This window comes from Nodosilinea sp. P-1105, assembly GCF_012911975.1.
Taxonomy (GTDB): domain Bacteria; phylum Cyanobacteriota; class Cyanobacteriia; order Phormidesmidales; family Phormidesmidaceae; genus Nodosilinea.
Map to the genome: position 1 here is coordinate 24,932 of NZ_SMDQ01000007.1, position 24,583 is coordinate 49,514.

The 24,583-nt window shown below is 54.4% G+C and carries 17 protein-coding genes; 7 read left to right on the forward strand and 10 right to left on the reverse strand.

The window, feature by feature from the left end:
• Positions 1 to 49 precede the first annotated feature (49 nt).
• The gene (locus tag E1H13_RS27890) at positions 50 to 1,756 is read left to right on the forward strand and encodes a CapA family protein (RefSeq protein ID WP_206070051.1); all 1,707 of its coding nucleotides are present in this window, start codon (positions 50 to 52) and stop codon (positions 1,754 to 1,756) included.
• 1,325 nt (positions 1,757 to 3,081) lie between these two features.
• Positions 3,082 to 4,032 carry a lysophospholipid acyltransferase family protein gene (locus E1H13_RS04825; protein ID WP_169612276.1) on the forward strand — a complete coding sequence of 317 codons (951 nt, stop codon included), beginning with the start codon at positions 3,082 to 3,084 and terminating at the stop codon, positions 4,030 to 4,032.
• A 123-nt stretch (positions 4,033 to 4,155) separates the two neighbouring features.
• Here E1H13_RS04825 and bioA read toward each other — a convergent pair whose 3' ends face one another.
• A complete protein-coding gene (gene bioA, locus E1H13_RS04830) occupies positions 4,156 to 5,448 on the reverse strand; it encodes an adenosylmethionine--8-amino-7-oxononanoate transaminase (protein ID WP_169612277.1) in 1,293 nt (430 codons plus the stop codon).
• A 339-nt stretch (positions 5,449 to 5,787) separates the two neighbouring features.
• On the opposite strand from bioA, the gene E1H13_RS04835 reads away from it, so the two are divergent.
• Both E1H13_RS04835 and E1H13_RS04840 read left to right on the forward strand, forming a co-directional pair.
• Entirely contained in the window at positions 5,788 to 6,453 is a 666-nt protein-coding gene (locus tag E1H13_RS04835) for a hypothetical protein (RefSeq protein ID WP_169612278.1), read from the forward strand.
• A gap of 298 nt (positions 6,454 to 6,751) precedes the next feature.
• A complete protein-coding gene (locus E1H13_RS04840) occupies positions 6,752 to 6,931 on the forward strand; it encodes a hypothetical protein (protein ID WP_169612279.1) in 180 nt (59 codons plus the stop codon).
• Positions 6,932 to 6,987: 56 nt separating this feature from the next.
• Here E1H13_RS04840 and E1H13_RS04845 read toward each other — a convergent pair whose 3' ends face one another.
• The 3 genes from E1H13_RS04845 to radA form a co-directional block, all read right to left on the reverse strand.
• A complete protein-coding gene (locus E1H13_RS04845) occupies positions 6,988 to 8,811 on the reverse strand; it encodes an alpha/beta hydrolase (RefSeq protein ID WP_169612280.1) in 1,824 nt (607 codons plus the stop codon).
• 268 nt (positions 8,812 to 9,079) lie between these two features.
• Positions 9,080 to 9,355: a glutaredoxin 3 gene (gene grxC, locus E1H13_RS04850; RefSeq protein ID WP_169612281.1), complete on the reverse strand. Its 276-nt coding sequence runs from the start codon at positions 9,353 to 9,355 to the stop codon at positions 9,080 to 9,082.
• Between the two features lie 362 nt (positions 9,356 to 9,717).
• A complete protein-coding gene (radA, locus tag E1H13_RS04855; RefSeq protein WP_169612282.1) occupies positions 9,718 to 11,187 on the reverse strand; it encodes a DNA repair protein RadA in 1,470 nt (489 codons plus the stop codon).
• 305 nt (positions 11,188 to 11,492) lie between these two features.
• Here radA and rpaB point away from each other — a divergent pair, with 305 nt between their 5' ends.
• The 3 genes from rpaB to E1H13_RS04870 are packed head-to-tail and all read left to right on the forward strand — an operon-like array spanning position 11,493 to position 14,329.
• Entirely contained in the window at positions 11,493 to 12,221 is a 729-nt protein-coding gene (gene rpaB / locus E1H13_RS04860) for a response regulator transcription factor RpaB (protein ID WP_169612283.1), read from the forward strand.
• 50 nt (positions 12,222 to 12,271) lie between these two features.
• The gene (gene plsX, locus E1H13_RS04865; protein ID WP_169612284.1) at positions 12,272 to 13,306 is read left to right on the forward strand and encodes a phosphate acyltransferase PlsX; all 1,035 of its coding nucleotides are present in this window, start codon (positions 12,272 to 12,274) and stop codon (positions 13,304 to 13,306) included.
• A gap of 15 nt (positions 13,307 to 13,321) precedes the next feature.
• The gene (locus tag E1H13_RS04870) at positions 13,322 to 14,329 is read left to right on the forward strand and encodes a beta-ketoacyl-ACP synthase III (RefSeq protein ID WP_169612364.1); all 1,008 of its coding nucleotides are present in this window, start codon (positions 13,322 to 13,324) and stop codon (positions 14,327 to 14,329) included.
• A gap of 17 nt (positions 14,330 to 14,346) precedes the next feature.
• Here the strand turns inward: E1H13_RS04870 and E1H13_RS04875 are convergent, their stop codons facing one another.
• The 6 genes from E1H13_RS04875 to E1H13_RS04900 form a co-directional block, all read right to left on the reverse strand.
• Entirely contained in the window at positions 14,347 to 15,003 is a 657-nt protein-coding gene (locus E1H13_RS04875) for a pentapeptide repeat-containing protein (protein WP_169612285.1), read from the reverse strand.
• A complete protein-coding gene (locus tag E1H13_RS04880) occupies positions 15,000 to 16,394 on the reverse strand; it encodes a DICT sensory domain-containing protein (protein WP_169612286.1) in 1,395 nt (464 codons plus the stop codon). Before E1H13_RS04880 ends, E1H13_RS04875 begins: the two co-directional genes overlap by 4 nt.
• A 163-nt stretch (positions 16,395 to 16,557) precedes the next feature.
• Positions 16,558 to 17,538 carry a hypothetical protein gene (locus tag E1H13_RS04885; RefSeq protein WP_169612287.1) on the reverse strand — a complete coding sequence of 327 codons (981 nt, stop codon included), beginning with the start codon at positions 17,536 to 17,538 and terminating at the stop codon, positions 16,558 to 16,560.
• 585 nt (positions 17,539 to 18,123) lie between these two features.
• Positions 18,124 to 19,542: a hypothetical protein gene (locus E1H13_RS04890; protein WP_169612288.1), complete on the reverse strand. Its 1,419-nt coding sequence runs from the start codon at positions 19,540 to 19,542 to the stop codon at positions 18,124 to 18,126.
• On the reverse strand, positions 19,542 to 19,973 hold the full coding sequence (locus E1H13_RS04895) for a hypothetical protein (RefSeq protein WP_169612289.1): 432 nt from the start codon (positions 19,971 to 19,973) through the stop codon (positions 19,542 to 19,544). Before E1H13_RS04895 ends, E1H13_RS04890 begins: the two co-directional genes overlap by 1 nt.
• Positions 19,970 to 24,181, reverse strand: a complete 4,212-nt coding sequence (locus E1H13_RS04900) for a CHAT domain-containing protein (protein ID WP_169612290.1) — start codon at positions 24,179 to 24,181, stop codon at positions 19,970 to 19,972. The genes E1H13_RS04895 and E1H13_RS04900 overlap by 4 nt, the downstream gene beginning before the upstream one ends.
• Positions 24,182 to 24,583: the final 402 nt, after the last annotated feature.

Sequence of the window (24,583 nt, forward strand, 5' to 3'; positions counted from 1 at the left end):
TCCGTATGATTTGGGGTAGTTACTGTACCCTATAGGCGATCGCTACCCCGTGGACCGGTCTTTTCAGCCCCAGGTCAATCCGTCCGAAGCATTTAGGCAACGAGCTGATCTGCAGCGACAGGCTAAAGCGGGGGATGTAAGGGCGATCGCCCAGCTCCTATCAGCCACGCTGGGGGACAGCAGCCTGGATTTGGAAGTCTCTAGACGCCATCACATCCTCTATGTCTTTTTGACCACCGCCGACCTGGATGCTCCAGAGATTTATGGCCGGATCATCTACGGAGAAATTGTCGCCCTCAACCTAGCTGGAATCCGTCAACTCCAGGTGGTGGATGGCCGCAATCAGCCCTTTCCCCAGCGCTGGCAGCAGGTTTTTGCCCTAACGCCAGGGGCCGATCGCCCCCTGAATCCGCCAGTCGATACCGCTGTGATCGATGTTGCGGCCCCTTCTCCCCCTCCGCCCCCCGCTTCAGTGCCCGTGGCCCCAAGTACTGCCCGCCGCCGCTGGCGACGGTGGATCATCCTACCGGCAACGATAGCCTTGGGGTTTGGCCTGGGGGCAGGGGTAACCCAGTGGCGCTATGCCCAGCAATCTGCCCAAGTCGAGACCAGTGTAGACGCGCCAGAAGCGATCGTCGCCGACACTGACCGCCCCCTGGGGGACGATCTGCCCCCAGAACAGCTGACCCAGGAGAATGCTTCCCCCCCGGATACTCCGCCATTTATGCCAATGCTGTCCACAGACCAGGCCGCCGCCCTGATCCCCAGTTCCCTGGAAGCGCCGCCCCGGATTACAGTGAAAGCCGTCGGCGATATTATCCCTGGTACCGATTACCAGACCTATCGCCTGCCCCAGGATTGGCGCTATCTGTTCCGCAGCATTCAATACCATCTGGGGGATGCTGATATCGTCTTTGGCAACTTTGAAAGCACCCTCACCGACGTCCCCCGCAGCGCCAAAGACACCAGTCGCCCCATGACCTTTGCCTTTCGCACCCCGCCCTGGTACGCCAGCGTACTCAAAGTCGCCGGGTTTAATGTGCTGAGTGTGGCCAATAACCACAGCTTCGACTTTTTTGAGCAGGGATTTGAAGACACTGTGGCCCACATCGAGGCGGAGGGGATGAAGGCCGTAGGTCGCAAAGGCGACATCACCCTGATGCAGGTGCAGGGAATCACGGTGGCCGTGATTGGCTTTAGCACCCTCAGCCACCACAACACCGTCCATGACCTGGATACCGCCATTCACCTGGTACAAACCGCTCAGCAACAGGCCGATTTGGTGATTGTCTCGTTCCATGCGGGCAAAGAAGGGACTGACGCCATCTACACCCGCAACGAAACCGAATTTTTCCATGGCGAAAATCGCGGCAATGTGGTGCAGTTCTCCCGCACGGTTGTTGACCATGGGGCTGACCTGGTGTTGGGCCACGGCCCCCATGTGCCCCGTGCCATCGAGCTCTATAACGACAAGTTAATTGCCTATTCCCTGGGCAACTTCTTGGGCTATCGCACCCTGTCTACCCAAGGCCCTTTGGGGGTGTCGCTAATTTTGGAGGTGCACTTGAACGCCCAGGGTGACTTCGTCAACGGCCGGATTATTCCCGTCGCCCTCGATCGCAATGGCGTTCCCTACCTGGATGATCATTTTCAAGGGGTGGTGCTGGTGCGCCACTTTACCCAGCGCGACTTTCCCGATACTCCCTTGAGGATTGATGATTTGGGCTACATTTGGCCCAGTGATTCTGGGGAATAGGCTGCCTGGCATGGATGGGTGGAATGGCCTCCCGCAGGGGGCTACTGTGTATACACATTTCTGAATGCCGTGATAGACCCCGCATTTGGCCCCTAGAATTGGGGTATTTAGGGGGCCAAGCAGGCCCGGTTGGATCGCAGATAACTTATGTATGCCCCCAGCAAAGCCTGGAAAATCATGGGTTTCTCCGCAGCCCAATAATGGATCCCGACTTCCTTAATCTCGCCATGTTACCTAAGTAACAATGTCTGACTTCTGAGCAGTTTCCAACCCGTCCATATCGTCTAGTTACTGTAGCTAGATCAGTAGTTTCCCTATATCTTTTCCCAGTTACCACCGATAAAATCATAACTACTTCGACTAGCTAAGGATAACTATCTAATCAAAATTACTTGGTTTGCTGTGAATCTTAATCTTGTTTGAGCTGATCCCCAACTTGTTTCGTTCCATGAAGCTGGGTGTGATTACTAAAACCCTCAAGTGTGACTGTACTTAAAGAAAATCTAAAGACAATCTTAAGGCAACTTCTTGGTCGCAAGCGTAAATAGACCTGGTGGGAACAGGGTTTGCCGCTCTTTGGATAGATGTTGTTGTGATTTGCCAGGCGCGAAAATATTGAAAGTTTCAAACCGCTTTTAGGAAATCACTATGAATTCGATGGGGTGTCAAATTACTTGCTGCAGTCGGTGCCGCCATTACACTCCCGAAGGTCGGCGAGGGGGACAGTGTGGCCAGTTAGGCGTACCCGTGCAAGGCCGTTGGCAGGCCTGTTCCTTGGGCGTTCCTGTATTTTTAACCCCACTACCAGAACTGGCTACCCTGGAGTTTTTACCAAAGCCGCTCGAAATCCGGGTATTAGAACCGGCAAATACTTCTACAACAACTACAGAATCGACTCCACCAGCGATCGCGACCTATGCCCAGCAACCATCATTGCTAGCCTCTTAACTAGCTGCTTGGGCCAAGCTGCTTTGACTAATAAGAGGGGCCAGGCGATCGCACGGCTGACTCGAGCCATCTACACTAGGTCCAGCTTTGGATCTGGAGTTTTTCCACAGGCAGAACTCCAGGGCTGGGCTTAGATATGGTTTAGTTTGGATTTGGTTGAGTCCTGACTGGCCGCCATATCGCCCCCTTGGCGGAGTTATCAAGTTCTAGGTGTCAGGGATCAAGGCTGATTGGGATAGGGGCAAGCCCCCTTGACAGCGATGGTCCATGCAGGGGCAAACCGTTAAGAATGCTGATCGTTCAAGCTCAAAGCCGAGGCAACCTTTCATACTCAAAGCACACCTATTCGCCTGTTGTGCTGTCAAACAAGCCCTGCTATGACTGATTCAGCCATTCAAAAAGCGGCCAGCGAGCTACCTGAGCCCCCCGAAACCCTGCTCACCCCAGCCGCTATTCAGCGGGTGCGAGAGGGGGTAGAAATCGCCCGAGCGCCCATTGTGCGCAAATTTATTGACCAAGACTTGAAGGAACTGAGCGCGATCGCTGACGGTACCGCCGATCACCGGGTCAGTGGTCGGTTTCGCCGCTGGGTGATGCGGCGGTTTATCAAAACGTTTTTTCGGGTGCGGATTGAAAATACCCAGTACATTCCCACCGAGCCCAATGTCCTGGCGGCCAATCACCTCGGGCACGTGGATCCGTTTTTGATTTTGGCGTTTGTGCCACCCCATCCCTATTACTACATCCTGGGGGATGCCCGTACCCTCTACAACAAATGCTGGAAACGCTGGTTAGTGGGCTGGGCCGGGGGGGTAATTCCCCTAGAGCGATGGTGGAAAGAAGAGATTGCGGTAATGGCGGCAGCTGAGACCGGTCGGGATGACTTAAAGGATCTAGCCACTGAAATCAAACACGATGTGCCCAACGGGAGCTCAATTCACCAAATGCGCCAAATCGATCAGGCGGTGCAGGCTCTGCTGGCTCGGGGGGATGGGATTATGCTGTTTCCTGAGGGCCGTCTGGGGCACCAAGAGGCCCAGATGCAATTTCCGCTAAAGCGTGGAACTGTGATCTATGCCATGCGATCGGGGGTGCCGATTACCCCCGTGTTTATCATTGGCACCCAGGATCTCTATTGGCGAAAGCGGTTGACCCTACGATTTGGTCCGCCGGTACACCTTCCCCAGCAGCAGCGGCCTAAGCGGCTGGATATTGACGCGGCCCTAGAGCAAGTTGAGCAGGCCTTTAAAGAATTGATGCCCAGCGACTATCAAGAACCGCAAGGGCCAAAGTTGTTTCGCTACTGGCTAAATCATCTGTTTTGGTAGTTCCTGTCCAGGCTGCTTGGGGTAGGCGGGTACTGACTGGCAGATATATGGCCACCTTTGCTTAGGGTGTCAGGTATCAGGAATGGTTAGCTGACTTATGTCGCAGAGTACTCAATAGCTTGATTAAGCTAAGGTACCCACCACGTTAGTCATCGCCCCGGTGATTTGCCTCAGTTGGTCGGGCTCAATGATGTAGGGGGGCATGGTGTATAGCAGGCGGCCAAAGGGGCGTAGCCATACCCCCTGCTGCACCAACTGGGGTTGGGCCACCGCCATATCCAGCGGCTGATGCAGTTCGACGACAGCGATCGCCCCCAGAACCCGCACATCCTTTACCGCTGGTAGGGTCCGGCAAGGGGTCAACTCCTGTTTGAGTTGCGCTTCAATGTCCTGAATGCGGGCTGCCCAGTCATAGCTGTCTAGCAGGGTCAAGTTCTCTAACGCCACGGCACAGGCCAGGGGATTAGCCATAAAGGTAGGGCCATGCATGAATACCCCTGCCTCTCCCTGGGCAAAGGTTTCGCTGATGTGGGAGGTGGTCAGGGTGGCGGCCAACGACATAAAACCACCGGTCAGGGCCTTCCCCACACACATGATATCTGGGGCGATACCCGCATACTCACAGGCAAACCGCTGGCCGGTGCGGCCAAAGCCCGTGGCAATTTCATCTAAAATCAGCAGCACACCGTACTGGTCGCACAGTTCCCTGGCCCGGCGCACATACTGGGGACTGTAGAACCGCATGCCCCCGGCCCCCTGCACCACCGGTTCAAAAATCGCTGCTGCAAGGTCTTGGTGGTGGCGTTCCAGAATGTGCTCAAAACTGACGATATCTGCGTCGTCCCACACCCCCTCAAAGGGAATCTGGGGGGCGTCAGCAAAGTACTGCTCCACCAAACTATTGCGGAACAGATGATGCATACCATTCACCGGGTCACACACCGCCATGGCCGCAAAGGTATCACCGTGGTAACCGTGGCGAATCGTCAAAAAGTGCTGCTTCTGAGACCGCCCCCGGTTATGCCAGTACTGAACGGCCAGTTTCATCGCCACTTCCACCGACACCGAACCAGAATCGCAAAAAAACACCTGTTGCAAGGGCTCTGGGGTCAGCTGCACCAGTCGCTGGGCCAACTGCACCGCCGGTTGGTGGGTTAACCCGCCAAACATCACATGGCTCATGCGCTCCATTTGGTCGCGGGCGGCCTGGTTAAGCCGGGGATGGTTGTACCCGTGGATGCAGGTCCACCAAGAGGCCATACCGTCCACCAGAGTTTCCCCAGTTTCTAGCTCCAGGTAAACTCCCCGAGCCGCCCGCACCGGAAACATCGGCCCTGTATTCGGCATCGGCGCATAGGGATGCCACACATGACGGCGATCGAGGTCTAGGAGTTGATCGGTCGGTAGCAAATCCATAATTTTCCTTATTTTTAATCCGGAATAGCAGTGGATGATTGAAAACAATTTTAGGATTGTGTACAGTATTCTGGGTCGTCGGTCGGGTGAACTTGAGATTGTCTATAGGAGCTGTTTGAAGGACTAGCTGTTTGAAGGCAGGTAAGCTAGATTCTTCGGTTTCTCGGGTTGAGGCTCAAGGTAAACAGTTTGTTTATTTTCTCCCAAAGTCTAGCCGCGATATGGTTGGCTCTAGCTATGTATAGCAGGCCTGACTTGAGTCACCATTAGCCACTTCGTAGCTTGAATTTCTGTATTTTCTTTAGTCTCTGTATTTTCTTTAGCTTTAGGAAGGATTTCATGTCGCAGCAATGCCATCAGTTCTCTCGTCAATGGCTCAGAGCCATCGCGGTAGGGTTCTTTGCCACCCTATTTGTCTTGACCGGTCTGTTTAGCTATAGTTCTTCTGCCCTGGCCTCTTCGAAGGGGGCATCCTTGACTGAAACGATGGACCTGGAAATTAGCGAAGCGGCCCAGGAATTTGTATCTTCGGTGCTGGATGAGTATTCAGATGCCCTGGAGGACTCGTTTAGCGAGGTCTTAAAGCCCCTCAAGTCGGTGACCAAAGATCTCAATAAGCAAATTGGTAAGGCGGCAGCGGCTCCCACCTCGATCAGTCAAACGACCTTGGCTCCCAAAGTGGCCGCCGCCCAAGAGGTGCTGACCCTGTCTGCGGAGTCCCTAGATGCGCTGGTGGCTGAAACCGCTGACTTTAAGGCTACCCTAGGGAGCATTCCTGAACAGCTCACAGCGGCGATTGATGCTGAGTTGGGCCCTAAGTTTGACGAACTACAGCAAACCTTTGCGGATATTTCTGATACGATCGCGGCCTTATCTGAAGACACCGCTGCCCTAGATGCCACTGACCCCTCTGGTTCAGCCACGGCTTTTAGCGAGCATGCTACCCAACTGGCGACTAAGATTGAAGCCGCCAAAGCCGCTATTGAAGCAGCCTTTGATAGTTAAGGCGTTGGTGTGAATCCCAGGTTGCGTTGCGAATATCGCTGTTGGTGATACTGGCGTAAACCTGTCAACCAGGTTGGCTTAGCGTAATACCTGTAAACGATCCTCTCTCTTAGGGTGGGGATCGTTTTTTAAGTCTAGGCGTCAACAGATGGGCTCAATCTCTGAAAGGGCCAGTCTGTAAGCAATCAAGCAGGATACTGTAATTCATCGAACCTGCTCATGCAGCCCATAGGTATTGGTTTTGGTGCCCAGGTATACCGTTTTGTTAGAGTAATTGTGCAGTCAAATCGGAGGCATTATGTATAACTTGACTTCTCAACGGTGGACCCCAGAACAGCTGGTGCAACACAGTAATCAATTAGCCCAAGGTTATGGGTTGGGTGCTGCAACAGCTCCCCGCAGCCAGGGCGATCGCTGGACAGCCCAGCGACATATCCAAGCATCTGCCCTGAAAGCGTTTGCTTATGGCGGTTTTTAAACGGGTCTTCGGCCACAACCACCAGGGAGTGAACTCCCTGGCTCGGCTTAAACTGGTTATGGCCCTATTTCAAGTGCATTCAACATCTCTGACTTAGTGCCTTCTGGGCTCCCCCCCTGAATATCAATCCGGTAGCGAAACGGGGAAAGGTGCCCCTGAATGCCCTTCTCCCGACAGTGGAGATGAAGTTTGCTGAGGGCAACCTGGGAGTTGCTGTCTAACGTATCCAGATAACCGCTGAACCCTAGAAAAGCTAAACGATAGAGCAACTGCTGACTAAACTGCCCCTCAAAATAGCCCCCATGGACATCGCGTTTGCCTAAACCATAGTCAAGGGTCAGTAAGAAATAATCCCAAGGTTTAAGCACAGGCTGTCCCTTAGCTCGGGTGAGTAAACCTGTGGGCTGGGTAGAGCAACTATTGTCTTGCAGGTCATATTTAATATCAACGTAGTCGGTGCAGTCAAAGTAGGTAAAAAAATCAGCTACGCTGGCACGACTGCTATCGCCATCAGCCTGCACCTTGAATAAGTGGGCGAGGGTAATGACTCGATTTCGGCGAGACCGTTCTGCGGTTAAAAATAATTCTTCCAAAACATTGTCTTGGGACTGGGCGATGGCTTCCCCAATGGGGATATCTTTCGGGAAAGACTTATCTAGGTCGGCCAAGTTCACCAAGCCATAGGGATTGCCGGTATCGTAGCGGTTGCGTAGGGCCACATTGCCGAGCCGATAACCCCTCACTTGGGTCCGACTAGGAAAGGCGATGTAGTTGGCAGCGGTTGAAGCAATACGTAGGGCAATATCGCCTTCGCTTGAGAATAAATAGGATTCAGAAAACCGTCTGAGGGAAGAGGCTAAAAAGTTGGCCCGACTGGAAATAATTGTCAGGATCGGAATATCGGGAGAGGCTAAAATTAAGCGTTCTAGACGATAGATATCGCCGATGTCACTACTAGGGTGGCGGCTAACCGAGCGGGGGTCAAACACGTCTGACAAAATACGAATCACATTGGTGACGACAAAAGCCCCCATGCTGTGACCAATAAAACTGAGCTTGACTTTGGGGTTGGTCTGATTTTGCCAATGTTGCTGGGCTTTGGTGGCGGCCTCTGCCCGTTCTTGATCGGTGCGGGCCTGGGGAAACATGTCGGCGGCGGTTCGTTGGACCAGGCTTTGGTCAATTTGGCGTAGCAGTTCTACCAGATCTAAGACCCCAAAGTTATCGGCCCGATAACTATCGCGAAAGTACACCACTAACCGCAGTACCACCAGGGCCAGCATCAGAACCCCCAAGGTGAAAAGCAGCACCAGAAAGAGGCTGATTAAAAAGCCCCAGACCGTCATCCTCAGGGCAAGCAATTCAAACACTAATAACGCCAGAGCTCCGATGCCTCCGGTGATCAGTAAATCTCGGGGGAGTGGCGGTAAAGCGGTCAGGGCTTGCCAAATTTTTTTGGGGTTGGAAAGGGCAATGTTTTCGGAAGGCCAGCGATAGCCAATAAACAGTCGATTCGAGGGAGGCTGAATGGTGTCATCTCGTCGATTGACAAACGTAAAGATGGTCTTGTACCAGGCCTCTACCCCTTGACGATCAGTGTTATAGCCATGAACGGCAATGATTAATTCTGCATGGCCATCAGGAGATGCAGCCATCATCTGATACAGATGATCGGCCATCTCTTGAATGCCGGCGGCGGCCTTTTGCTGTGTCTCAGGGCTATCTTCTTCGGCTTCTTCAATGTTAGGAGGGGCACTGCTCATGACAAAGTAACCGGGAACTTGCCCCTCTACGCCGGATGATTCCCCTACCTCGGTAATGGCGGCCCAATTGTCCTTGCCGAAGACAATCTTTTGGATAATAAATGGAAGCTGTTTCATGGATGCCCTTGGAAAGTCGCGATCGCCGCCTAAGTACCAACCCGTCTAGACGAGGTCTAGCGATGCCTCGATCAACTACGCTGTGGCATAAGGTGGCCAACCAATGCTGATACCTGCCACCTATAACCGGCCACTCTCAGCCAAGGTGGCCATGTTTCTGGCAGCCTGTACTCGCTACGGTTGCTAATTGTGGCAACTGTATTCCATAGGGTACTCGACAGTCCTTTCGCTAGGGCTGTCGGTTCATGAAAAGTAGGCTAAAGACCGGCTACTTGGCGACTGACCCAGCCTGCAACAGGGGCTCAACTTCCCCTCGGTCATCCAAGTCAAACAAGTCATCACAGCCACCCACATGGTGGTCATTGATAAAAATCTGGGGCAGCGATCGCCGTCCATTGGCCCGTTTGGCCATTTCACTACGGGCTACCTCGTCGCCGTCAATGCAGTATTCTGTATAGTCAATCCCTTTTTGATCTAGCAGGGCCTTGGCCCGAATGCAAAAGGGACAGCGACTCCAGGTGTAAATTTCGACCTTTGGTGTCATGGGGGTAGCTCCAGCAATGTTAATTCTTCTTTACATTGTAATCGCTAATTTGTGTTGACACACCGGTCTGCCTCTACGTCTTTGAAGAACGAAGAACGAAAAGGGAAGAACGAAACCCTTTCTACTCTACGACTTCAATGCAAAATCCAAAATTCAAAATCGCCAATCCAAAATTCTCGCAAACCCACCCCTAGCCCCTCCCAAGAGGGGACCTAGACACCCCACCTTCCCTACCAAATCACCCTACCCTGCGGGAAGCCGCTCCGCGTCTACCACCCATCCACCCCCTTCGACTTCGCTCAGGACAGGCATCCACCCATCCACCCATCCACCTCCCCACCTCCCCATCTCCCCACTCCCCATCACCCCTTCAACGCCTGGGCGATCGCATCCACCACCCGGGACACTTCGGTAATCGCTAACCCCTCCACCCTGATCATCTGCCCCTTGGGGATGATCGCCCGCTTAAAGCCCAGCTTGGCGGCCTCCTTCAGTCGCAGCTCCATCTGGGAAATCGGGCGCACCTGGCCCCCCAGGCCAACTTCGCCAATCAGCACTAGCTCTGGGTCTACTAAGCGATCGCGAAAACTGGCCGCCACCGCAATGGCAATGCCCAGGTCGGCGGCGGGTTCTCCCACGTTCAGTCCCCCGGACGAGGCCACGTAGGCGTCTAGCTTTGACAGGGGAATGCCCACCCGCTTTTCCAACACCGCCAGAATTTGCAGCAGCCGGTTGAACTCTATGCCCGTGGTGGAGCGGCGGGGCGAGCTATAGCTGGTGGGGCTAACCAGGGATTGTAGCTCCACCACCAGGGGCCGGGTGCCCTCGCAAGCGACGATGGTGGCAATGCCGGGGACTTGCTCCTCTCGGTTACCCAAAAACAACGCCGAGGGATTGCTAATTTCCGCTAGCCCCCGATCGACCATTTCAAACACCCCCAGCTCGTGGGTGGCGCCAAACCGGTTTTTGACTGACCGCAGCAGGCGGTGGCTGGCAAAGCGATCGCCCTCAAAGTAGAGCACTGTGTCTACCAGGTGTTCGAGCACCTTCGGCCCCGCGATCGCCCCCTCCTTGGTCACATGCCCTACAATAAACAGGGAAATGTTGGACCGCTTGGCCAACTGCATCAGCGCCGAGGTACATTCCCGCACCTGGGAAACGGATCCAGGCGCCGAGGTCAGTGCCCCGTAGTACAGGGCCTGAATACTGTCGATCACCGCCACCGTTGGCTGTAACGACTCCAGCTCCATCAAAATCGTTTCCAGATCGATTTCCGGCAGCAGGTACAGATCCCCCCCCACCGCCTCCACCCCAGCGGACTCTGGCCCTGTCACCACCCCAACCTCTTCCTTCTTCCTTCTTCCTTTTTCCTCCCCCCTGCCCAGCCGCTGCCAGCGCAGCTTCACCTGTTGCCCCGATTCTTCTGCGCACACATACAGCACCCGCTGTTGGGCAGCCAACTGGGCAGCCACCTGCAGCAGCAGGGTTGATTTGCCGATGCCCGGATCGCCCCCCAGCAGCACCAGGGACCCAGGTACAATGCCGCCCCCTAGCACCCGGTCCAGTTCCCCATACCCTGAGGGCAGCCGCGCCTGGGGATGCTCCTGAATTTGCTCAAGGGTCATGGCCAGGCGGGGTTGGCGAGGGGCAGCTGTTTTCGCGCCCCCGCTGCGACTACGAACCGCCCCAGGCAGCCGGGTGCCCGTCTCCTTAGCAGGTTGTACCTGCTCTACCAGGGAATTCCAGCTGCTACAGACTGGACAACGCCCATAGTATTGGGACGATTCGGCCCCACACTGGTTACAGACAAAAATTGACCGAGACTTTGCCATAGTCCTCTTTACCGATTGCCCTACGATCCCCCTGCCCAGGCCCCCACATAGGGGCCGAGATGGACGCAACTGTCGTAATAAACCTTAAAAAACCCTGAATTGCAGCCCCTATCGCCGTTAACCGTGAATCAATAACAAATACACTAGCGTCTGTTTGCCGCTTACCCTGAGTCAGCCCAACCTCCTGTGGTTTAGCTGTGCTTTACCCGATGCGATCGCGACGTGACTATTTAGCTTTCAAAAGTTAATTATTAAACGTTGAGATTTCTATAGAATATGACGTTATGTAGGGAGCCTTGAGAACCTTGGAAAATCATAAAGAAAAAATCTTAGTCGTTGACGATGAAGCCAGCATTCGGCGCATCCTCGAAACCCGCCTATCGATGATTGGCTATGACGTGGTCACGGCCGCCGATGGCGAAGAAGCCCTGGAGACCTTTCGCAATACCGACCCCGACCTGGTGGTGCTGGATGTGATGATGCCAAAGCTGGATGGCTACGGCGTCTGTCAGGAGCTGCGCAAAGAGTCCGACATTCCCATTATCATGCTCACGGCCCTGGGGGATGTGGCTGACCGGATTACCGGCTTGGAGCTGGGCGCTGACGACTATGTGGTCAAGCCCTTCTCGCCCAAAGAACTAGAGGCTCGGATTCGCTCCGTCCTGCGTCGGGTGGATAAGACCGGTATGACCGGCATCCCCAGCTCTGGGGTGATTTCCGTCAACACCATCCGCATCGATACCAATAAGCGTCAGGTCTACAAAGGAGACGAGCGCATCCGCCTCACCGGCATGGAATTTAGCCTGCTAGAGCTGCTGGTCAGCCGCTCTGGAGAGCCCTTTTCCCGCTCTGAGATCCTGCAAGAGGTGTGGGGTTATACCCCCGAGCGCCACGTGGATACCCGCGTGGTCGATGTGCATATTTCTCGCCTGCGAGCCAAGCTAGAAGAAGACCCCAGCAACCCCGAACTGATTCTCACCGCCCGCGGTACCGGTTACCTGTTTCAGCGAATCGTAGAGCCCGGTGAAGAGTAGTCGGCTGGGTAGTCTGCTAGAATTTCCTAAGGTTTTTACAGATTTAGCAGATGGGTTTTAACCAGGCACGCATTGCCATTGATGCCATGGGGGGCGACTATGCGCCCGCTGAAATTGTTGCTGGGGCTATTCGCGCTAGGGCCGAACTCGATGTGGATGTGGCGCTGGTGGGAGATATCGACAAAATCAAAGCATCAACGGCCAGCATCGATCAGCTGAAGGGCATTGACCTGGTGGCGGCTGAAGGCAGTATAGAAATGCATGAAGAACCCCTCAGCGCCCTCCGTAAAAAGCCCCAGGCCTCGATTAATGTGGCCATGGACCTGGTTAAACGTAATCAGGCTGATGCGGTTGTATCGGCAGGGCATTCCGGGGCGGCCATGGCTGCTGCTCTTTTGCGGCTAGGTCGACTGAAGGGAATTGATCGACCCGCCATTGGGGCCGTGTTCCCCACAGTGATTGCCGACAAATCAGTGTTGATTCTGGATGTGGGTGCCAATGTTGACTGTCGCCCTAAGTATCTAGAGCAGTTTGCCATGATGGGTGCCATCTATTCCCGCTATGTGCTGGGGGTAGATAGCCCTCGGGTGGGGTTGATTAACATTGGCGAGGAGCCCAGTAAGGGCAATGAGGCAGCCCTCAAGGCCCATCAACTGCTAGAAGAAAATCCTAATATTCCCTTTGCTGGCAATGCTGAGGGGCGGGATATTTTGTCGGGGCAATTTGATGTGGTGGTCTGTGATGGTTTCGTGGGCAACGTGCTGCTGAAGTTTGCCGAAGCCGTCGGTGAGTCTGTCCTACAAATTTTGCGGGAAGAACTTCCCCAAGGAATTCGCGGTAAAGTCGGTACTGCGATTTTGAAACCCAACCTACGCCGCATTAAGCAGCGGGTTGACCATGCCGAACATGGTGGCGGACTGCTGCTCGGGGTCGCTGGGGTGACTGTTATTAGTCACGGTAGTTCTCAGGCCCCGTCAGTGTTTAATGCCATTCGCCTGGCCAAAGAGGCGGTCGATAACCGTGTGCTCGATCGCATCCAGGCCCAGTACCAGCGGGTGGCCATGCCCGCAGCAGACGGAGAATAGCTTGTGGAACAGTATATGCCCGGTGTGGCGTTAGTGGGCAGTGGGTCGGCTGACCTGCCTGCCACCTTAACCAACGATGATTTAAGTCAACTGGTGGATACCTCTGATGACTGGATTGCCAGTCGCACTGGCATTCGTCAGCGTCATTTGGCCGGGGCCGATGATTCGTTGGCGTCCTTGGCAGCCGCAGCAGGGAAAAACGCCCTGGCCATGGCAGGACTCGCCCCCGAGGAGGTACAGCTGATTGTGCTGGCCACCTCTACCCCCGATGATTTATTTGGCAGTGCTTGTCAGGTGCAGACGTTGCTGGGGGCCAGCCGAGCGGTGGCGTTTGATTTAACAGCGGCCTGTTCGGGTTTTGTCTTTGCCCTGGTGACGGCTGCCCAGTACATCTACACTGGAGTGTTTCAAAATGTGTTGGTGATTGGCGCCGACGTGCTCTCCCGCTGGACTGACTGGGACGATCGCCGTACCTGTGTTCTCTTTGGGGACGGGGCCGGGGCGGTGGTCATGCAGCGACAGGATGATTCCCAGGGGACTGAGGAGCCTGGCAATGGCCTGTTGGGGTTTGAATTGTGTAGCGATGGCACGCTCAACAACTGCCTGAATTTAAGCTATCAGGTGGCGTCAAAACCCCTGGTTGGCGATCTCACGGTTCAACAGGGGCAATTTGTGCCGATCACCATGAATGGTCGAGAGGTCTACAAGTTTGCCGTGAGTCGGGTGCCTGAAGTGATTGAAAAAGCCCTATTTCGGGCCAATTTAACCACCGCTGATGTGGACTGGCTATTGCTGCACCAGGCCAACCAGCGCATTCTCGACGCGGTGGCTGATCGCTTGAAAATTCCCCGCGATCGCGTCCTCAGCAATATGATCCACCATGGCAACACGTCGGCGGCTTCCATCCCTTTAGCCCTGGATGAAGCGGTGCGATCGGGGCAGGTCCAGCCTGGAGATGTGATTGCTACGGCTGGCTTTGGGGCTGGGTTAACCTGGGGTGCCGCCATTGTCCGCTGGGGCTAAACAATGATGCTCTAGAGCTATCGATCTAGGATAGTGCCAATCAAGCAGGCCCCAGTCAGGCTAACACCGTCAAGCTGAGCACTGCTCAGTTCGGCACAGAGCAAATTAGCCCCGCTTAAAGAGGCCCCGGCCAGGTTAGCCGCGCGCAGGTCGGCCTCTTCCAGGTTGGCGTTATCGAGTCTTGCCCCGGTCAAGTCAGCTTGGGCTAGATTGGCCCCCTTGAGGTTGGTATCGCTAAGGTTTGCGCCACGTAAATCGGCTCCCCGCAGGTCAACTCCTTGCAAATTGATGCCCATCAAAGTAGCACCACTTAAAAAAGCTCCCCCCAAGCTGGCTCCTCCCAGGCGGGCCCCCATCAAGTTAGCGCCCCGCAGATTGGCCCCCCGCAGGTCGGCGCCGCTGAGGTCGCACTGCATCAAGTTGGCTCCCCAGAGGTTGGCTCGCAGGTCGGCGCTCACTAAACTAGCCCCCATGAGGTTGGCCCCTTCTAGATGAGCCTTGTAGAGAGATGAGCGGTTGAGGTTCGCGCCTACCAGATTGGCACCGGGCAGGTGAATGTCCCCTAAATCACAGCTGGACAGATCTTCATCTTCCAGATCAGCACCGGGCAGATGGCGCAGTTTTCCAGCCCGAATCGCGGTCATATCAAGGGCGTCTGTAGGCACGGGCATCATTGGCGAGACAATAATTCTGAGGAGGACTGAAATAGCGGAGCTTGATCGTCAAGATCAGGGTTTAACAACCCTGATCCCAGGGTAATTCTAGTGGGAATCATCGGTAAACTCATGCCCTGCTGTAATCCCATCACCATTAAACCTAAGATTTCTACTAGCTTTGGATCCCATCGTTCTCCGGCCTCGGCCTGACAGCTAGCCAAGACCTGGGTCAATAACGGAGCTTCTGGCGTGGGCTCGGTCGCCTGTTGACGGGCTTGGGCAAAACGCCGCTGAAATTCTGCCACTACCCCCAACATTCTGGATTCTAACGGAACCGCATCACCCGCTAACCCTGCCGGGTGCCCCTTGCCATCCCAGCGTTCGCTTTGATGGGTAATAATGGCAGCGATGGCACGCAGGCGGGGCATCAGTCGCAAAGCCTGCACTTCAGCGACGAGGGGACAACTGGGGGCCTCTGTCTCTAGGGGGGAGGCGTCGGCCATGGGGGTAATGCGATGCAGCATGCCAGCCAACCGCAGTCGCTGGAGTTGCCAGGCGGGTAACTCCAGCAATTGCCCCATCATTTCCAATAGGGCGACGACTTCGCTGGAGGCAAAGGGGTTGACCGGGTCGCACAGATCCACCAGTTGGGCCATCCGCAAAAAGGCTTGCAGTTCGTTAGAGATCAGATTTTGATCTAAGTCTTCTAGCAGCTGAAAGGTGCGATCGCCCTGGAGATCCTGCCGCCGGTTTTGCAGGTACTGCACCACCTGGGTGACGGCATAGCCCACGTCTGCCGCTTCAGGGTTATCCATGGCTGGGTTTTGCTGGCGCAGGCGAGCCAGGGCCTCCGTCAACTCCGCTGCTAGGGTCGGGTTGTATGGGTCCACATGGGCGATCGCCAGTTCCACGGTTTCCCGCACCAGGTCCGGTTCAAAGGTCCAAAAGCCGTAGAACTTCCGCTCCAGGTCATTGTCGGGCACCCCGGCTTTGCCGTAGTCAGCCTCTGATAGCTCTTGGCACAGCACCATGGCCGTGTAGTCTGGGGACAAGATCATCAGGTGCCATTCCTGGGCTACTGGGTCGTTATCGGCCAAATCCACCAGGGTGACATTGGAGCGCTGGCTAGTGGGGTGGTCATGAAAGCCAGCCTCAGGGGAGGCCATAATTACAATCTTTTGGGCTTTATCGGCGATCGCGCCGTAGCGATCCGCTTCTTGCAGGTACCACTTCCCTCGCTGAAACGCAGTAACGACGAGGGGGGCGGAACCTGAGGTTAAAATGTAATCTTCCAGAGCGTGGCAGAGGGCGACCAGAGTATTCTTATAATAAACGCCGTAATTGAGGGGGGTCGTGTCCGGCTCAGTGCGGCCATCAACCAACTGCTTTAGAATTGACCCCTCCAGCATTACAATCCTCTATATTTCACAATTACCCACTTACTCAGGATAATAACAAGCCATCCTAAAGTGCAAACTTAGTTGTCCCTGAGCGGCCCATGGATGGACTAGTATACCTGGTACGCCTGATTAATCTCGTAAGTCTCATTCCCTGCTAATCCCTTTATTCAGGTTATTCAGGAGCGACCTCAGGCTGATCCCCCGGGAAAGACGTGGCATCACTGACGGCACTAGCGGCCCGTTGACTGAGGGTGCGAAACTGCTCGCTAGCCTCAGATAGGCGGGCTTTCCATTCTGGGTTGGGGGCTACGCCATCGGTGGCTCGGTGGTAGGCCAATAGGGTAGCGGCCATGGCGTAAGCATCGGACACCGCTAGCTTAAACATCCACACCCCAACCAACACTAGAATCCCCAGAAACGTACGCACGGCAGGGACTGGAATGACCGCCCCCAGGGCGATCGCCGGTAGGCCTAGCACCACCAGGACCACCACCATCTCTAAATAGCTGATAATTGTCAGTGCCACGGCATTGGTCAGCACCGGCTTCCAGGACTGGGCGTAGAGAATCACCCCATCCTCTGCAACCGCCCAAACATTTTGTTCTCGCTTTTGGTAGGCGCGACTGAGGATAGCAGCATCAATGTAAGTAATCGAAAATTTGGACACCTGCTCCACAATTTTATTCAAATTTTTCATGCCGGGAATGGGAAGTATACGAGTCAAGCGGGCAAAGCTGCGGTTGATCCGTGTCACTACCCCGTATAAGAGCCGATCCACCGCAAACAAGATGCTGGTGTCCTTAAAGCGGCTCATCACCTGCTGTTTACCGTATTGCACCTGTCCCCTCTCGGGGCCACGGCCATAGACGATATATTCCGTCATGACGGCAATGTGGGCCGCCTGCAATAGGTAAAAGAAATAGCGCTTGGCCCATTGCACTAAGGCCCAGGCACCACCGATGGCCACAAAAAAGACTAGAACTCCCAAAAAGCCCAAAATCTGCCCTAGCAGCCAAGCTACCCCCGCTGCCACAGCCAAATAAAGCCCTAAGCCTATGCCAAGGAGGGCATAGGTGCCTAGGCGAATCCAAATAAAGGGCAGCGTTTTGAGCAGCAGCCCCATCGCTTCCCCTAAATAAAGCTTTGCAGTCATGATGCTAATCCTCGTCTTTCTATCCCAGCTGGCGGCATTGGCTCCCCAGTGCCGCCGCTACCTTGCCCCAGCAGGCAGCCCTGACCAGGCGACTCAGCGCGTAATGTAGGCCTGCCCCTTTAACACCCTGATTCAAAGCAAGCACGGTTAGAACCAGCCCTGTTATAAATGTCACCCAAGTCTTATGGCCGGTTCCCCGAAAGCGGCCTTAACTTGGAACCATCTCAGGGAACATCCCTGTAGATTCCCGTGGAAGCCACATGGTTTGATACACGTTCTACCTCAGTAAGGCACCGCCAGGCTAACATTTCGTCGCCCCCGTTGTCAGGGGGTTGGTTCTACCTAAAGGCCAGCATGGGCGATCGCCTGGTTGGAGGCTATTTAGGAGACTTCCGAGAAAGAAAATCTCGCTTTTGGTCAGCGATCGTAGCTTTCGTAGGGTGGGCAATGCCCACCACTCGGGAGAAAGCTTCCTAGAAATCACCTTACCTGAGCTGGCAAAAATCCCAGAGTCCTTGGACTTACTATTTTGTCAGGTCCATCTGTTGACCGTGACAGGAGCTTGACAGGTGATGTTTGGGATGGCTAACCTCGTCGCCGGAGTAGACGGTAGGTGAGCCAGGCGAACAGTACGCCCATGCTAGCGCTGACCCCAAAGGCGAGGACGGTACTGGCTAAATAGCTGGCTACCGGGGGCTGGGTTTGCCCTTGGGGCGGTGGCATCCACACGGCTACCAGTTGTTTGGCCTGGTCATTGAAGGTGGCAGCCATCAACGAAGCGGCCCCCAAGCCAGCGCTGGCTGAGGCGATCGTCAGGTTCAGTTTTCGCTCATTTTTGCTGTGTTCAATGTCAATGATACCCGCTACCGTTTTGGTGTAATTTTCCAGAGGCTTAAACCCAGCCGTTAAAATCTTTTCATCGGTTTGCAGTTGGGCCAGGTATTTTTCTTTAGCCAATTCTTCAAACTGCCATAGAAAAGCTAGGTCACAGTCTGAATCCTGCTTTTCTATCACCTGTAACCGACGGCCATAGTTTTGGATATTGACCTCAATGGTTGATTCCTGCTCTCTGAAATAGCCCAAATTCGTTTCATAGGCTTGCGAGAGCTGCAGGGCTATTGCTAAATTACGCTGAAGCTGATCCAGATCTACCTTGGGCTGAGTAATCACCATTGGCAGTGCATCCGTGAGTCGCTGCATAGTGCTGGTTGCAGCTTTGAGGGTAGTTTTTAGCTGGATACTTTGCTTGTAAACCCATAGGACTTTGTTGCGATAGTGAAACAAGCGCATCAGCTCGCAGTAAAACTGACTCATGATATCCTGTAAGTCGCCTTTGGAAAGGCAGGCCGGAAACAGGCAAATTAAGGCATAGTGATGCTGATTTTGATTGTCCGGGGTTGAGTCAGGTCGTTGGAATTCAAATAGGGTTGCTTCCTGGTAGTGCCCTTGCCCACGAAAGTCTTGATCCCAGTTAGGGGAGGAAAACAAAGCCAAATTGTCGTAAAGAAAGTGGGCCGTAGCTTCCGTAGACTGGCTGCTATTAGGCAACTGTCCCCAAATCAACCAACTCTGACCTATCTGCCTCGGAATGGAGCGTGCATGGTCTAGCACCCCAGCTTTCATCTGCTGAAGCTGCTCAGCAAAAGATAAGGCCGGCAAAGTGTCATCCTGTGGTTTGCCAGAACAGTGGACCATGACAGACAAGGTGTCGTCTAGCTTCACCGGATAATAGTAGCCATCGTAGGGGGACGTAAAGCGCAACCGTTTTTCGGGTAGCAGCTCGATGTATCTCGATATTTTTTTTTCTCGCTCTTTAATCTCTGTCAGGGTAGCTTCCAGAGCAGTTTCGGTGAGCTGGCCATTCAAAATGCTCTGCCAGATCTGTTGCCGCCTTTGATCAACCGTCGCCGCACTCTCACCTAACCCGTCCAGCAGATCGTAGAGAAATAAGTCGAGGGCCGGATAGTGCAGGGTCAAGTCGGTCAATGGTTCGTGGTCGATCATCAAGATTCGCTAGCCTCATTGAGTTGGCGAATAGTCTGAGGCAGGTTATCTGCGGACAGGATTTGATTAGTCTTGTCTAGATTGGCGTCGATCGCTGCCAGCAATGCTTGAAGTTGACGATTAGCCACCCCAGTATCGCGGACCATATTTTCCAGTTCTGGTGGTATTTTGTTGTACTTATCATTCGGGTAAATCTCCCCACTTAGACCCTGTTCGGCGGCCAGGCCACTCAACCAGGTACGAATGCTCTGGTAGGTTTCGGCTAGAGAAGTTGCAACCATCGCCTGATGCAATTCCATTACTGAGGCATTAGGGTTTGTGGCAAAGGCTCGACAGGCGTTGATCAGGTCATCAGGTAATACAGCGTCGTTTTCCTGCAAACCCAGGGTCAGCAAGACCGATCGCAAAGTTCGTTTATCGGTATCTTTCATAGCCCAGAGATCGTATAGGCGGCCCAGTAATAGGGATGGCGATAGGGACGGTCCGGCGACCGATGCGACTCTATTGTAGAAGCGGATTGGGAGTTTGAACCGATGCGCCTGAGTTCATCCTGCAGGGTGAGCCGTAAGGAGCCTTTATCGAGGCCACTGCGATCGATTAGCTCAATGTAGCCCTGGAGAGTCGTTGCAATTTGATCATAGGTGGCGGTTTTGAGAAAGGCCTGGGCAGCTCGTAATGCCTGGGCCGGGGGATCTCCGGTCAGCAACGCCTGGTAAAACTGGCTGACAAAGATCAGACTAGAGCCAGACTCGATGCGCCATAGGGTACTGACCACACAGCCCGCATTAGCTTTGAGGAAGGCGCTGACCAGGCCCACATAGTCATCGGTAATGGTTTGGTTGCCCGCCACCCCAGTTTCACAGGCGGCCAGGAATACCAGTTGGTAGGGACTCAGGTCGTGGTAGCCCAGGTCGGGGGCAGGGTGGACAATATCGGCCAGGGTAAGGCGATCGCCCCCGGTCAAAAACAGACAAGACTGGGCTGGATTACGACTGTTGTAGAGCCCATGACCAGTAAAGTGAAACACATCATGGGTCTGCCCCAGCGCACCTAAGAGGCGATCGTAGGGCACCTGCTGATTTTCCAGCGTGGTGATTCGCCCTGGCTGGTCACCCCCGGACTCTCGGAATTGTTGACGAATCAGTTCGGCTTCCACCTCAGCAAAGGGCAGTTCATCCAGCTTCTGGGTCAGGGTTTTGACCGTGGCAGTGCTCTTGGGATTTTCTGCGATTAGCAGGTTTTTATAGACAGGAGGCTCAGTTTGGGATAGACGGTCTAGGCCAACTTTGGCACTCGGCAGGTAGGTGCAGTCGTACCGGTCAAAAAAGATGTGCAGGGGAAACCGATGCAAATCCCGATGGGGAATCAGCCGCAGCCGCTGGATGGGATAGTCTTGCAAGGCAGCGTGGATCGCCTCAACATTGAGCAATTGGCCCAGGAATTCTAACCGGCTGTCCATCTGGGTGCGCCAGGGATGTCCCCTCCGCCAGGCTGTAAGGTCTACGGTTTTAGGAGGTTGCTCAAAATAATTGGCCTCTCCCAAGTTGTGCCCTTCGACTTCGCTCAGGGCACCCGCTGGCTGAGCGAAGTCGAAGCCAGCGGGCTGCTTATCGGTTTTATTTTGGGCCGAACTGTAGTTGTCATAATCCTGGTTCCACTGGCTCAGCCAGTCCTCCCAACCGAGGAGTTGCTTCAGCCCCGGGGGGCGTTCGTCGTTGGCTAGGACTTGGGTAGGATCAACAGCGAGGTCTGGCGGCGGAATCACCACCGGCTCTGTGGCCCCCGGCAGCAGCAAAAAGGTGGTCAGGGCCGCCGGGCTCAGGTGCCAGTAAACCATCGCCGTGTGCTCATCCACCAGCGCCTGCATCTGCTCGCAGGTAATATCGGGCACCTCATCCAGGTCCAGCAGCCAGCGCAGGCAAACATTTTTAGCCGTCTCGGCGGTGCTCAGGGCCTTGCGAAAATCTCCTGCCTGGATGGCCGCATCCACGGTCAGTTGCTCGAACTTTGCGAGCCAGAGGCCCAACTGGTGCTGACGTTCATGGTTATGGCCAGCCTCCGCCAATACTCGCTGAATGTAGGCCGTCGCCTCTTGTTGCAGGGTCTCAGCTTCCTGGGTTTCCCCGATGCCCAGTAAAGCTCGGATCAGGTCTTGCAGGGTTTCAAAATACAGTGTTTCAAACTGGGGTGGTTGTAATGTCTCTAAAGCCCGCCTAAAGCTATTAGCGGCTTTGCGCCAGTAGGGCCGAGGGCTGACTTGCTTCCGTCCTTCAAAATAATGGGCTCGACCAATGGCGCGATGCAATGTTCCCCAGCCTTCGGGGTGAGTGTCTTTGCATATAGCTTTCTTTGGTTCGTCTTGGGAGTTTTCCCCCAGTTCGGCTTGATAGCTGTTGAGTTGTCCCTGATAGCCGCCAACTCGTAACTCGGGCCGGGATCGACTGGGGTGCCGGGCGGCATCATCCGTAATTTTTTGCAGCACATCAGGTAAAACAGGTTGATTAACCAGAAACTGCAATTCCGCCGAAGTAGGCGCAGCAATGATGACCTCCAGTTCTGGCGAGGGAGGCTGCTGAATCAGGGCTAAGAGCTGAGGGTTGTCAGCATCGACAAAGGTTTGGGATAATTGAGTTTTGGATTGTTCCAGAGACTTCAAGACATGTGCTCGGATGGCATCAACATCACGGTTGAAAAAGCTAATTAGAGTGAGGCGGGAGCGGCTATCCAGTTCTTGTTGAATTTTTAGTCTAAAGAGTGACTCATTGTCAGGGCGATAGCCAGCCAGCCAGGCCACAGTAACGCCTCGGTTGACCCAAACTTCAACAAGGTCTGGCTGTAAGGAGATGGCCTGGTCATAGCTGGCCAGAGCCTCCTCGTAACGCCCCAGGTTCTTTAAGGTATTGCCTCGGTTGACCCAAACTCTAATGAGGTCTGGCTGTAAGGAGATGGCCTGGTCATAGCTGGCCAGAGCCTCCTCGTAACGCCCCAGGTCAGCTAAGGTATTGCCTCGATTGAACCAACCTATAGCATCGTCCGGTTGTAGGGGGATGACTTGGTCATAGCTGACTAAGGCTGCCTCGTGACGCCCAAGCTTATCCAAGGTGATGCCTCGGTTGACCCAAGCTGCAACATAGTCCGGTTGAAGGGAGACGGCTTGGTCATAGCTGGCCAGGGCTTCCTCATAACGTCCCAGGTCATCTAAGGTGCTGCCTCGGTTGCCCCAAGCCTTAACATCGTCCGGTTGAAGGGAGATGACTTTGTCAAAACTGGCCAGGGCTGCCTCATAACGCCCCAGATCCTTTAAGGTGATGCCTCGGTTACCCCAACTCGCAACATCGTTTGGTTGCAGAGAGATAGCCTGCTCATAGCTGGCCAGAGCCTCCTCGTAACGTTCCAAGTTCTTTAAGGTGCTGCCTCGCATGCCCCAGGCCGTAAAATTTTCTGGTTGCAGGGAGATGGCCTGCTCAAAGCTAGCAAGAGCCTCTTCGTAACGCTCTAGGTTATCCAAGGTGAGGCCTCGGTTGCCCCAGGCCGTAAAATTTTCTGGTTGCAGGGAGATGGCCTGCTCAAAACTGGCCAGGGCCTTCTCATAACGCCCCAGGTTATGTGACAAAATGATGCCTCGATTACCCCACGCCATAGCAAGGTCTGGCTGAAGAGAGATGGCCTCCTCAAAGCTGGCCAGGGCCTCCTCATAACGCCCCGGATTATGTGACAAAACGACGCCTCGATTGTACCAAGCCATAGCATCATCCGGTCGTAAGACAATGACTTGGTCAAAGCTGGCCAGTGCCTCCTCATAACGCTCCAGATTATATAAGGTGTCGCCTCGGATGTTCCAAGCCTGAGCCTCATCTGGTTGAAGGGAGATGACCTGGTCAATGCTGGCCAGGGCCTCCTCATAACGCCCTAGATATTTTAGGGTGAGGCCTCGATTGCCCCACGCCATAGCAAGGTCTGGCTGAAGGGAAATGGCCTGGTTACAGCTGGCCAGAGCTTTTTCGTAACGTCCCAGTCTATATAAGGTGAGACCCCGGATACTCCAACATGTAGCAATGTCGGGTTGGAGAGAGATAACCTGGTCATAGCTGGCCAGAGCCTCTTCATAACGCCCCAAATTAAAGAGTTTGTCGCCTTGATCTAACCAGTCACTCGCTATCAGAGATTTCGGTTGAGGCGTTAGCGATAAGTCAACGCTTTCTGATTGGTCAACTGTCAGGTCAGGCTCCAGCACAGAGGCTTGTTTGGGGTTTTGCAAGTTAGCTGCATTCTCAGCAGACTCTGACGTTGCTGAAAACTCCACCGCTGGTGGTGGCTCTGGGCCTTGGATGATAGCTTGCCCCAGAGTCTTTGCAATCTCTGCCAGGCTACCCTCGGCCACCTCACTCAACCGCAGCAACCCCTGGCCAAACTCGGTCTCGGGCTGCTGTACCCATTGGCCTCCGTACTGCGTCATCCACTGGGCCACTTGTTCTGGAGTCAGCCCCTGGTTTTGCAGGGTGGCTAAAAGCTTTGGCCAACTGGCCCCCTGGCTAGCCTGGGTCGCCAAATCCTTCACCAGGCTCTCATACTCTGCCTGGCTTAGTGATTCAGTAGGCGGCGGCTGGGGTTTTCTCCAGCGCTTGAACGGGTTCAGCATGGTTGCAGCTAAAGTCAGGTGTCATGCGGAATCAGCGTGAGTTAGTAGAACCTGCGCTCTCAGGGGGCAAGAGTCAGGGGAAAGCAGAAACGACAGCCTGGCTTCTGTGTCCTAACTTCTGCAGTCGGCACAGATTTTTAGTTTGAGCTAGTATCCCCTCCAGATTAAGCCGCATTCCTGACACTGGCCATGGACCTTCACGGTTTATTTATCAAATTCTGGCACCCAGGCTCTGCCTAGGCGCATTCCTCGAGGCTCCGCCTTGATCACAAGACTTCACCGGTAACAACCCGAACAGCAGGGTAACAGCGGCAGGGGACACCCCAGGAAGGAAAGACACACAATCCGTCTGACTCCATTCTTTATCGGGGCGTTCTTAGGTTTACCCTTGCTGTCGCTGTT

Excerpts from the sequence above, each read along its gene's own strand:
- E1H13_RS04825 (WP_169612276.1), top strand. The coding sequence starts at position 3,082 with ATGACTGATTCAGCCATTCAAAAAGCGGCCAGCGAGCTACCTGAGCCC.
- bioA (WP_169612277.1), bottom strand. The coding sequence starts at position 5,448 with ATGGATTTGCTACCGACCGATCAACTCCTAGACCTCGATCGCCGTCAT.
- E1H13_RS04835 (WP_169612278.1), top strand. The coding sequence starts at position 5,788 with ATGTCGCAGCAATGCCATCAGTTCTCTCGTCAATGGCTCAGAGCCATC.
- E1H13_RS04840 (WP_169612279.1), top strand. The coding sequence starts at position 6,752 with ATGTATAACTTGACTTCTCAACGGTGGACCCCAGAACAGCTGGTGCAA.
- E1H13_RS04845 (WP_169612280.1), bottom strand. The coding sequence starts at position 8,811 with ATGAAACAGCTTCCATTTATTATCCAAAAGATTGTCTTCGGCAAGGAC.
- grxC (WP_169612281.1), bottom strand. The coding sequence starts at position 9,355 with ATGACACCAAAGGTCGAAATTTACACCTGGAGTCGCTGTCCCTTTTGC.
- radA (WP_169612282.1), bottom strand. The coding sequence starts at position 11,187 with ATGGCAAAGTCTCGGTCAATTTTTGTCTGTAACCAGTGTGGGGCCGAA.
- plsX (WP_169612284.1), top strand. The coding sequence starts at position 12,272 with ATGGGTTTTAACCAGGCACGCATTGCCATTGATGCCATGGGGGGCGAC.
- E1H13_RS04870 (WP_169612364.1), top strand. The coding sequence starts at position 13,322 with ATGCCCGGTGTGGCGTTAGTGGGCAGTGGGTCGGCTGACCTGCCTGCC.
- E1H13_RS04875 (WP_169612285.1), bottom strand. The coding sequence starts at position 15,003 with ATGATGCCCGTGCCTACAGACGCCCTTGATATGACCGCGATTCGGGCT.
- E1H13_RS04880 (WP_169612286.1), bottom strand. The coding sequence starts at position 16,394 with ATGCTGGAGGGGTCAATTCTAAAGCAGTTGGTTGATGGCCGCACTGAG.
- E1H13_RS04885 (WP_169612287.1), bottom strand. The coding sequence starts at position 17,538 with ATGACTGCAAAGCTTTATTTAGGGGAAGCGATGGGGCTGCTGCTCAAA.
- E1H13_RS04890 (WP_169612288.1), bottom strand. The coding sequence starts at position 19,542 with ATGATCGACCACGAACCATTGACCGACTTGACCCTGCACTATCCGGCC.
- E1H13_RS04895 (WP_169612289.1), bottom strand. The coding sequence starts at position 19,973 with ATGAAAGATACCGATAAACGAACTTTGCGATCGGTCTTGCTGACCCTG.
- E1H13_RS04900 (WP_169612290.1), bottom strand. The coding sequence starts at position 24,181 with ATGCTGAACCCGTTCAAGCGCTGGAGAAAACCCCAGCCGCCGCCTACT.